Raw genomic sequence first — 9520 nt, forward strand, 5'->3', positions numbered from 1 at the left:
AGCCGAACGGGCAAATCAAGTTGGGCGCTGACAAACTGTCCTGCGGCCAAAGGTCCCGGATCACCTTGTAGGCGGAACAGGCCATCCCGTCCTGCGACATTGGCATTCACCTCACCGCTGAGGCGCTGTAATTCAAATTCATATTGCCGACCGGAAACTTCGGCAGTAGCGGTCAATTGCTGTGTTTCAAGCACTGAATAAATATCCGCCAGATAACGCTGCGGAATGGATGCACGCAATTCCAGTTGCTGCATATCATAAAGCGTCATTAAGGCATCACCCACCTGCACCCGGTCACCCTTGGCAATTTGCCGATCCGTGATTCGACCTGAAAATGGTGCTTCGATAATGGTACGACTCAAATCCAGTTCTGCGCGATCCAGTTGTGCCTGAGCCTGTTGACGGTTTGCCTGAAGTTGGGCAATTCGAATGGGATGATCCTGAATATCAAACTGCCGCTGTTTAAGCTCAAGGCTTTGTTGCGCCTGTAAAGAGATGGATTCATCCAATAAAGCCTGGGATGACAACTGGCTCTGTTGCAACTTTTCAGCACGATTCACCGCCGCTTTAGCCAGATCGACTAATTGCTGTTGCGTACCTAACAGGGCTTGATTGCGTTTAAGTTGCGACTTTTCTGCCTCGATCTGTGCATCAATCAGTGCCAGTTCGGCAGCAGCCTGTTCTACCGCCAATTGTGCTTCTCGAGGATCCAGCTCAATCAGCACATCTCCCTGTTCAACATATTCGCCATCAAACACATAAACCTCAGCGACATCTGCGGTAACAGCAGCTCGCAAATTAGCCATTTGCGGGGCTTCAAGACGACCATACAACGTTAATGTTGGTGATAATGCGGCAAAATCAATCGTCTGAGTCTCAACCAAAACACCCTTTACCGGACGATCCTGAACCGGAGCCTGAGGACGGGTACTGATCAACGTACTGAATATTACGATGGCCAATGCCACGACCAGCAAAGGGGGTAACAAACGTTTAATCAAAACCCTACTCCGTTAAATTTTCATGGGTGACTTTGGCAGATCACTCCGCTTCTGTCACGATGATTAAGCGTAACGCATCCAATTTCAGTTCAGCCTGGTGCAAATACTGCTGCAACTGTTGTTGTTGCAACTGCAGTGCTTCAATTTCTGCTGGCTTAATATGGGTGTTTTGTTCTGCAAGATGCTGCAGACGGTTCAATTCATGGTCCGTCAGCTCAGTCATTTTACTGATAGCTTGTTCAATTAACTGTTTTTGATGTTTGTCTGCCATTTTTTTACTAGCGTCAATTAAATTATCGATTCGGGATCTGGCGACCTGCACCATCTGCTGAGCAGTATGTTTGGGAATGCGGCCAGCTTGCTGATTCATTTCCTGCTCGGGTAACTGTTCTTCAAAACAACGGCCATTCTCGTCGATAACAATTCGCAGGTAAGATTCAGGAATATACCGCGTAATATTAAACTGCTTCGGTGCAGGACAATGCATTACAAAGGCGACTTCCAGTAACAAACTTCCAGCGGGGACCAGATTACTTTTTAACTGACAGAATGCGGTATTACCCAGATCAGAACTGATCACCGCATCCATTGCCGATAACACCAATGGATGCTCCCAACTCAAAAACGCCATATCCTCGCGGGATAACGCTCTGGCACGCTGATAAGTGGCCGTTAAACCGTCTTCTGGCAGGTCAATTTCATCACTTCGTAACTCATCACCACGCTGCAATATAATACTGTCAGCACTGTGAGCCTGTTGCTCAACACCGTAAGCATCAAAGAAATCATCCATAAAAGCAGCCAGTTCCAATGGGCTGCTGGCATCGTCTACCTGCATCAGGATTTCTTTTGCAGCGGCTTCATCATAGGAATTCAATGTGAGCAGTCGGTCCCGTCCCTGACTGAGACTTTCGCGTAATTGCTGCTCTGCCTTTTGGGTTTCTTTAAGCAATTTGGCAAAAGCTTTTTTGTCTTCGGGATGTCTTAGACATTGTTCCAGCTGATCAGCAAATTGTTCACGTAATGCGGCACCGGTTTTACAAACAGATTCAAACGCATTTAAACCCTGCTGATACCAGTCCAGCAACAATTGCTGAGCAGTATCCTGATAAAACGGCAGCACGATGTTGACGGTATTACGCTGGCCGATACGATCCAGTCTACCAATGCGTTGTTCCAGCAAATCGGGATTGAGCGGTAAATCAAATAACACCAGATATGAACAGAACTGGAAGTTACGGCCTTCACTGCCAATTTCCGAGCAGATCAGAATTTGTGCGCCCTCTTCATCATCAGCAAAAAAAGCCGCAGCACGATCGCGGGTAATTAATGTCATCTGTTCATGAAATACAGCGCTACGCACACCATGTTGCAGACGCAGATGTAATTCCAGCTCTTTTGCCGTTTCAGCATTGGCGGTAATTAATAAGGTTTTTTCTCCACGGTGCTGTTTCAGCCAGCTCACCAACCATTCAACCCGCGGATCCAGCTCCAGCCAGTCTTCACCTAAAAGTGTTTCTGGTTGTACCAATTGAGTAAGTTCGCTGTTGGTTTCGGGCAAAAACTGCTCTGGAAAATCCAGCGGATAAGTTGTCAACTGCCGCTCAGGAAACCCTTTAACGGTATCGCGGGTATTACGGAATAAAATCCGCCCGGTGCCGAATTGGTCTAGAAACTGCTGTTTAGCCTGTTCACGTGCTGCTTCAAATTCATCACTGTCAGCCAACGCAGATAACAACTCATCATCCAGATAAGGTTTTAATTGCACTTTTAAACGTTTGTTTTTATCGAAATCACTGGCTGATTCAACCGCCATCAATTGCTCGAGTAACAGACTGATTTGTTGATAATGCTGTTGTTCTTCCCGAAATTGCGCTAAGTCATAATAGCGATCGGGATCCAGTAACTTCAAACGGGCAAAGTGACTGTCCATACCCAGCTGTTCAGGTGTAGCAGTTAACAATAAGACTGAAGCAATCTGCTCTGCCAGTTTTTCAACCAGTTGATAACCTTCACTGCTCTCACTGCTCTGATCTTCATGCCACTGTAGATGATGTGCCTCGTCCACTACCAACATATCCCAGCTTGCCTGCAATACATCTGTTTGCATTTCAGGATGATTTTCCAGCGTCTGTAAATCAGTTAATACTAATTGAGCGCTATCAAAGGCATTGCCCTCGTCTAATTCAACCAGCGCTTCATAGCGTTCGGCATCAATCACCGTAAAAGCCAGATTAAAACGTCTTAGCATTTCAACTAACCACTGATGCACCAATGCTGAAGGTACAATCACCAGTACACGACTGGCCCGACCCTGCATGATTTGCTGATGCATAATCAAGCCAGCTTCAATGGTTTTCCCCAAGCCGACTTCATCGGCCAGTAAAACTCTGGCAGAAATACGGTTGGCCATTTGTGAGGCAATATAAAACTGATGCGGCAGACATTGGACCCGAGCGCCCAATAGTCCAAATACCGGTGACTGATGTAAACGATGAAAATATTGATGGGTTCGGAGTCGTAATTGGAACTGGCGATTTTTATCTATCTGACCAGCAAATAAACGGTCTGAGGCCTGGCTAAACTGTACAAAGCTATCCAGATCCATCTCATGAATACTGACAGCTTCTCCCTCAGCGGTTTCCCCCTGATAAATCACACAGCCATTTAAAGGATGTTTTTCACTGATGGTAAAAATCTGTCCCTTACGGGTTTTTACCTTTTCACCCAGCGGATAATCCACCCGGCTCAATGGTGCATTATTAGCGGCGTAACTGCGCTGCTCTTCGGCAGCCGGAAAGGAAATTTCAATTCGTCTTCCGGTGACTTCAATGATGATACCCAGACCTAACTCGGCCTCGCTGTTACTGACCCAACGTTGGCCAACTGCAAAACTTAATTCTGACAAACTGTGCTACCTGATTAATTGCGATGAATTTAGACATTGCCCTACCTGACAGGCGAGCAAAATATGCTGATATGGTAAATTGTCAGGCTGTATTTTCCTATAGTAAATAAGATGTCCAGCCAGTTTTTTATACTTCGCACTCCTTCAATCAGCGAATCGGAAATCAAAAAATCGCGGTTTATTGGCGTAGCTATGCATTGTGACAGTGAACAATCTGCTTTAAAACAGCTTCGACAATTGGCTGCACAGCATGCCTCTGCTAATCATCTGGCCTTTGCCTGGCGGATCCGCGCCGCTGAAGGGTTTATCACCGAACGTTTTTTTGATGCCGGCGAACCATCCGGCACTGCAGGTCGGCCCATTCTGTCACCGTTACAAGGCGAAGATCTGATTAATACGGTGGTGGCGGTCATTCGTTATTTTGGCGGGGTTAAATTAGGCACTGGAGGTCTGACCCGAGCTTATGGAAATGCCGCTAAACAAGCCATCGATGCAGCAGGCAAGCTTCCCTGGGTAGAAATGGCGCAACTCAGTTTAAAGATTGATTACAGCCAGTTACAAATGCTGGAATATCAGCTTAAACAGATCAAAGGACGAATTGTCGATCAGCAATTTACCGATATGGTCAGCGTGGTAATCGAATTGCCCGCTGAGCATCTTGTCGCAATTCGCGAACAATTCAGTTCGTAAACGTTATCAAACGCTGGTTAATGTCAACTGTACTGAAAGCAAATTGTTGCTGAATGAACTTCAGGCTATCGCGATGATAGAAAAACACATGAGTAATATCGTTTTTGTAGTGCCACTTGGCAAAATCAATACCCTCATCAAACAGCTGGGTCATACAAAACAGTTTCCCATCCGCCTTAAGCAATGATTTGAGGCGGGCAAATTCAATTGCTGGCTGATGAAAATGTTCAATAACTTCGCAACAGATAATAAAATCATATTGCTGTATTAACACGCTGTTATCCGGATAAAAAACCGGATCATACAACTTTGTCTGATAGCCTTTTTCAGTAATGATTTTACTGATAACAGGTCCAGGCCCCGCCCCAAAATCCAGACCGATTTTGTCAGAGGTAATCTGGCTTAGAATAGCCTCGGTAATTGGTGAGACAAACTGCTGATATCGTGGATCATCAACATCATTTTCATGGGTCAGATATAACGCTGTTTCGCTTTCCCGATCTGGCAGATGCTGTTTGCCCATCTGCAACGCATGACATTCATCACACTGCCAGTAATCGCGACCACGCCAATGATGATAAAAGGCTACGGGCGCGGCGCATAAGCGACAACTATTCTCGATCCACGGGTTCACAACGGTAAAAAGCTGGTCAGCAGTCCTATCAAGCCACCAAATACCCCGCCCCAGACGACCAGCCAGCCCAAATGCTGACGAATCAGGTCCTGAATCATCTGCTTGACCATTAATGGTGTCAGTTCTTCCAGTCGACTGTGAACGATAGCGTAAATCTGCCGATATAAATCATCGCTGACCGGCCCACTGCTAAGCTTTTCCCGCAGGTGCTGCTGAAAGTGTTCGCTATGGGCAATGTCATTCAACGAATGCTGCATTTTACGAACAAAAGGTTCTTTCAGTGGATTAAGCGCCTTGGCTCCGCCGACCATTGATAACATGCTGCCAAATGATGACTCCATAATGGTTGCCACCAGATTATCAAACACCGGATTCAGGTCAGTTTGATCGATGATTTCGGAAAAATCGAGTTGATGATCGCGCTTATCATCGAGCATCTCGCTGACAAAGCGATCCAGACTTTGCTGATTAAAAAACTGTTCCATTACCAGTTTTTCAATCGCTGTGCGAAACTCACTGAAGCGTGCTGTAATGACACCGGATCCATACAATCCAGGTACTTTCTCAAACAGCATATGAATGGCCAGCCAGTTCGTTATCCCTCCGGCCAAGGCAAACATTCCCATTGATAAAACCGGTTCACGCCAGGGAGTGTCCAACAATAAACCTACGCCAATCACTGCGGCCGCGCAGAGATTGGTTAATAAACTCTTATTCATCGTCAGTTAATTCTATTCAGTCTTTAGTCCAGCGAGTTAATGCTTCAATGATCTGTTGCGCCTGATCGCGGCTGGAGATATTGAATTTTGAACGTTGGCCATACTCACCATTACGTTTTTGATAGCGGCGGATCGTATATTTATCAGGACCAAACTCGCCAGTTTTGCGATCCAGATCCTGATAACGGAACATCACTGTTGCCCAGGCACCTTTGGTAAGAACAACCTTATCGAGTTCCTTGACGGTGGTCACATCGCCTTCCTGATAGGTCACCGTTAACTCATCAACTGTTTCTGACATAGTGTTTATATTCCTTTGATTTAATTAAAAAACTGTTTAAGCGCATTGTATAAATGCGAAGTATCCTGGCTGCCGGCAAGCTCACGAATCGAATGCATGGCAAAAGTTGGTACACCGATATCCAATGTGTGAACGCCAAGGTTACTGGCAGTTAACGGCCCGATTGTACTGCCACAGCCCATATCCGTTCGCACCACAAAATCCTGCACCGGCACATCAGCCAGTTCACAAAGCTGCCGGAAACGTGCACTGCTTTGACTGTTAGTGGCATAACGCTGATTGGCATTACTTTTAATCACCGGTCCTTTATTCAGGATGGGGCCATGTTGTTCATCATGCCGATCAGCATAGTTGGGGTGAATGCCATGCGCATTATCAGCAGAAATTAATAAGGAGTGCTGGATAATTCGTTGATAGCTTTCATTATCCTGGGCCAGACGCTGCAGAACGGCGGGCAAAAAGGTTCCTTGTGCGCCACTGGTCGACACACTGCCGACCTCTTCATGATCTGTGCATACCAGTAAATTGGCCTTATTTTTCGATCCAGCCAATAACGCCTGCAAACCAATATAACAGCTCAGCAGATTGTCCAGTCGCGCCGCACTGATAAAGTCTTCATTAATACCAACCAGTGCCGATGGTTGCGTATCGTAAAAACAGATTTCGTAATCCAGCACTTTACCTACATTCAGTTCACCCTGCTCGGATCTGAGCTGTTGCTCGAGTAAGGCACGGAAATCCGGTTTATCGCCCTCTTCGGTCTGCAGCACTATCGGTGGTAGATGCAGCTGCGGATTAATACTGCGATTCTGATTGACGTCCCGATCTAGGTGGATGGCCAGACTGGGAATAGTTGCCACAGGCTTTTTGAAATTAACCAACGCATGGCTTAATTGACCATCGGCATCAACAAAGCTTACGCGTCCGGCCATCGATAAATCCCGATCAAACCAGGGGTTTAACAGGGCTCCACCATATACTTCAACACCCAGCTGCCAGAATGAATTTTTTACCGTGCCCGGTTGTGGTTTGACTTTTAAACAGGGACTATCGGTATGCGCTCCCACCATTTGAAAACCGGCTTCTGCCAGATTGATATCGGGCAGGTTAAACGCAATTATGGAGGAGTCATTGCGGGTTACATAATATCCACCGGTCGATAATGTTCCCCAACTTTCTTTTTCATTGAGCTGTTTGTATCCAGCAGCCTCCAAAGCCGCTTTCATATTGGCTACCGCATGAAACGGTGTGGGTGAGGCATCAATAAAATCAAGTAAACCACGATTGAGGTTCTGGGGGGACATGCTGCTCATGATGAATTCCGGAGTATGAAACTGGACGATATGTTAACGATTTTGTCGCATCAATGTGACAAATTCAGCCGATTGTTTCAATCTTCTATGATTTGGCCACGATAAATCCGTTTACTTTTAGGCTTTGCAGAAGGTTGTTTGTCAACCGGTTGGGAGGGACTCTTAACCCTATCTGATGTTGAGTCTGTCTGCCCTTTTTCAACAACCAGATGACCACGATACATACGTGGGGTTTTAGAGTGACTGGAAGAGTCAACATTTTCAGATCTCGCCTGGCGTCGTAATCCCAGCGCGGCGAAAATATCTGCTTGATCTTCAATGCTGGCACGTCCACTTAATGGCATTTTCAGCGTACTGTTAAAACTGGTTCGTTCAATGAGTAGTCTTGGCAGTAATCTGGCAACCTCAATACCTTTTACTGAACCAAATGCCATCGCTTCAATTTGACCCTGTTCGAAAATAATATGGCAGGCTTTGTTATCGGCAGTCGTTAAAACTAGGGTCTGTTTATCTTTCAAGGTCCCCCTCTGCTGGAGAATATTTTTTCATCTCGCAAGGCGGAAATGATGAGGTGTAGTTATTTCTACATAAGTCATTTCCAACGCCGTGAGGCGGAAAAATAGTCCCAGCCCCATGGGTTGTGGCTGAAAACTCACCACTCCGCGTTGCTCGTCGTTGATTTAGACTCACTAAACTGCTCTCCTCGCGCCTTGATTGGTAAGTTTTCAGTCACAACAGAGGCGACCTTGAAAGAAAAACAGACCCTGGGTGCCGCTTTTTTGCTCGTTACATAACGTCAGAAGCAGCTTCAGAATTTCCGTTGTCTCAAGCATAAATCCCTCATTCTGTATCGTCCTGTTTTTTAGCTCGGATAATGCGCCGGGCATTACCGCCATGTAAACGACAACGATCAGCTAAAGCGCCCAGCGACCATGCTTCAGGCTGACGGATCGCCACTGATCGTTTGCACTTCTTACCGCCTGGTAATCGTGCACCACATGGTGGACGATAACGTTTGATCTTTTCCCATCCTTCCAGGGTTTGGGTGGCTTTACGAATGACTTTTACTTCCCGGGGTGACAGGCTGTTTTGGTCGACTGGACGTGTTTTTTCATCAGTGTGTCGCCACCAGTAACGCACCACTGGCAATGGCAGTCCAAAACGACGAGCCAAATCATCTGGTTTTCGGTAAATTTCCATCTCAAGCAGCGTCAATGCAGCTTGTTCCAGACGGGCAGTAAATTCGCGACTTTCTTCAGGTGTCATGCGGGTAAACAGGTGGCTGCAACGCAATAACCTCTTCGGTTAGATCTATATCTTCTGATTCGCTAATAGCCACATTGCGAACAGAAACTCCTGCATCAATCACACTTTGCGGATCACCGGTAATCAATGGATGCCATTCTGGTAACGTTTCGCCTTCAGCAAGTAAACGGTAGGCGCAGGTATCGGGCAACCAGTCAAAAAAGTGTGCCTGCTCGACGCTAAGTTGAATACAATCTGGCACAGTCTTTTGCCGATTAGCATAATCCTTACAGCGACACGTTGAAATATCCAGTAATTCACATGCCACACGTGTGTAATACATCCGGTCATCTGAATCATCTTCAAGCTTATGCAGACAGCAGCGCCCACAGCCATCGCAAAGGCTTTCCCATTCGGTATGTGTCATCTGTCCAAGACGTTTGTGTTTCCAGAACTCGGTAGATGTTTTATGCTGGTCAGTCATGAATCAATCAGTCTTATTGTCTTCGCTGCTCAGTACGCTGATACAGCAATTTGATCCGCAATCTGTATTGGTTGCGGGAGAGTCGGCCAAGCTATGCCTGAACGACTGTCAAGATACCAGATCAGAGACGCTGGCGACACCATTTGAACAAGCACAACTGAAGCAAATTCACAGTATCGATCTGGCGGTCATCAGCGACTTGACGGAAACTTTACCGTTACAGGC

The 9520-nt window shown here is 46.4% G+C and carries 10 protein-coding genes and 1 pseudogene; 2 read left to right on the forward strand and 9 right to left on the reverse strand.

Annotated elements, in window-relative coordinates; genetic code table 11:
* Positions 1-1001: efflux RND transporter periplasmic adaptor subunit (locus tag B3182_RS13270; RefSeq protein WP_292753066.1), on the reverse strand; the 1001-nt coding region annotated here is incomplete at its 3' end.
* A 40-nt stretch (positions 1002-1041) separates the two neighbouring features.
* Entirely contained in the window at positions 1042-3909 is a 2868-nt protein-coding gene (gene rapA / locus B3182_RS13275) for an RNA polymerase-associated protein RapA (RefSeq protein ID WP_292356810.1), read from the reverse strand.
* A gap of 111 nt (positions 3910-4020) precedes the next feature.
* Between rapA and B3182_RS13280 the strand changes: the two genes are divergently transcribed.
* A complete protein-coding gene (locus B3182_RS13280; protein ID WP_292356812.1) occupies positions 4021-4599 on the forward strand; it encodes a YigZ family protein in 579 nt (192 codons plus the stop codon).
* On the opposite strand, the gene B3182_RS13285 is transcribed toward B3182_RS13280, so the two are convergent.
* The 7 genes from B3182_RS13285 to B3182_RS13315 form a co-directional block, all read right to left on the reverse strand.
* Positions 4589-5122, reverse strand: a complete 534-nt coding sequence (locus B3182_RS13285) for a class I SAM-dependent methyltransferase (RefSeq protein WP_292753069.1) — start codon at positions 5120-5122, stop codon at positions 4589-4591. The genes B3182_RS13280 and B3182_RS13285 overlap by 11 nt on opposite strands.
* Positions 5123-5229: 107 nt before the next feature.
* A complete protein-coding gene (locus tag B3182_RS13290) occupies positions 5230-5952 on the reverse strand; it encodes a hypothetical protein (RefSeq protein ID WP_014707112.1) in 723 nt (240 codons plus the stop codon).
* A gap of 16 nt (positions 5953-5968) precedes the next feature.
* Positions 5969-6253: a hypothetical protein gene (locus B3182_RS13295; protein ID WP_014707111.1), complete on the reverse strand. Its 285-nt coding sequence runs from the start codon at positions 6251-6253 to the stop codon at positions 5969-5971.
* Between the two features lie 20 nt (positions 6254-6273).
* Positions 6274-7557, reverse strand: a complete 1284-nt coding sequence (locus tag B3182_RS13300) for a M18 family aminopeptidase (protein ID WP_422655654.1) — start codon at positions 7555-7557, stop codon at positions 6274-6276.
* An 86-nt stretch (positions 7558-7643) separates the two neighbouring features.
* Positions 7644-8084 carry a hypothetical protein gene (locus B3182_RS13305; protein ID WP_292356823.1) on the reverse strand — a complete coding sequence of 147 codons (441 nt, stop codon included), beginning with the start codon at positions 8082-8084 and terminating at the stop codon, positions 7644-7646.
* A 322-nt stretch (positions 8085-8406) separates the two neighbouring features.
* Positions 8407-8832: a hypothetical protein gene (locus B3182_RS13310; RefSeq protein ID WP_292356824.1), complete on the reverse strand. Its 426-nt coding sequence runs from the start codon at positions 8830-8832 to the stop codon at positions 8407-8409.
* Complete coding sequence (locus B3182_RS13315) at positions 8822-9295, reverse strand: YcgN family cysteine cluster protein (protein ID WP_292356826.1); 474 nt, start codon at positions 9293-9295, stop codon at positions 8822-8824. Before B3182_RS13315 ends, B3182_RS13310 begins: the two co-directional genes overlap by 11 nt.
* Here B3182_RS13315 and B3182_RS13320 point away from each other — a divergent pair.
* Positions 9294-9520 (forward strand): annotated as a pseudogene (locus B3182_RS13320) (hypothetical protein); the annotation flags it as partial. The gene B3182_RS13315 and the pseudogene B3182_RS13320 sit on opposite strands and share 2 nt — an antisense overlap.

The sequence above is a fragment of the Methylophaga sp. UBA4204 genome (genome assembly GCF_002379485.1).
Taxonomy (GTDB): domain Bacteria; phylum Pseudomonadota; class Gammaproteobacteria; order Nitrosococcales; family Methylophagaceae; genus Methylophaga.

Bases quoted from the DNA above. Each gene is read 5' to 3' on its own strand.
- B3182_RS13280 (WP_292356812.1), top strand. From the start codon at position 4,021: ATGTCCAGCCAGTTTTTTATACTTCGCACTCCTTCAATCAGCGAATCG.
- B3182_RS13285 (WP_292753069.1), bottom strand. From the start codon at position 5,122: ATGGGCAAACAGCATCTGCCAGATCGGGAAAGCGAAACAGCGTTATAT.
- B3182_RS13290 (WP_014707112.1), bottom strand. From the start codon at position 5,952: ATGAATAAGAGTTTATTAACCAATCTCTGCGCGGCCGCAGTGATTGGC.
- B3182_RS13295 (WP_014707111.1), bottom strand. From the start codon at position 6,253: ATGTCAGAAACAGTTGATGAGTTAACGGTGACCTATCAGGAAGGCGAT.
- B3182_RS13300 (WP_422655654.1), bottom strand. From the start codon at position 7,557: ATGTCCCCCCAGAACCTCAATCGTGGTTTACTTGATTTTATTGATGCC.
- B3182_RS13310 (WP_292356824.1), bottom strand. From the start codon at position 8,832: ATGACACCTGAAGAAAGTCGCGAATTTACTGCCCGTCTGGAACAAGCT.
- B3182_RS13315 (WP_292356826.1), bottom strand. From the start codon at position 9,295: ATGACTGACCAGCATAAAACATCTACCGAGTTCTGGAAACACAAACGT.